Source organism: Psychrobacter sp. TB20-MNA-CIBAN-0197, from assembly GCF_040309765.1.
Taxonomy (GTDB): domain Bacteria; phylum Pseudomonadota; class Gammaproteobacteria; order Pseudomonadales; family Moraxellaceae; genus Psychrobacter; species Psychrobacter submarinus.
Genome location: NZ_JBEOPC010000157.1, coordinates 1 through 386 on the forward strand (window position 1 = coordinate 1; position 386 = coordinate 386).

1 protein-coding gene is annotated in these 386 nt (G+C 62.2%); it reads left to right on the top strand.

Going from position 1 to position 386, the window contains the following annotated elements:
- Window positions 1–193 precede the first annotated feature (193 nt).
- Window positions 194–386, top strand: a 193-nt coding sequence (locus tag AAEY83_RS13100; protein WP_502945162.1) for a hypothetical protein, incomplete at its 3' end; no start/stop codon positions are given.

Below are 386 nucleotides of genomic sequence, written 5' to 3' on the forward strand. Positions count from 1 at the left end.
CCTTGAGCACCACGCCTGCCGGTTCGACGGGGACCAGCCAGGTCGGCAGCAATAACAGGTCGAGCGCAATGGCAGGTTTCGGCATCGAGGGTCGGTTCCAGTGCTTTTGTAAAGGATGGCGAAGTATACCCGAGCGTCTTCGCGGGGGGATCGCTATAATCGGCGGCTTTTGTTCATGAGTGCGGGGTGTGGGATGCGCGATCGACTGTTGGCTGCGGAGAAAGTAAAGGCCATCGATTGGCGTGATGGCGCGCTGCACCTGCTGGATCAGCGTATTTTGCCGTTCGAGGAAACCTGGATCGCCTACACCAGCGCCGCCGGCGTGGCCGAGGCGATTCGCTCGATGGTCGTGCGGGGCGCGCCGGCCATCGGCATCAGTGCGGCTT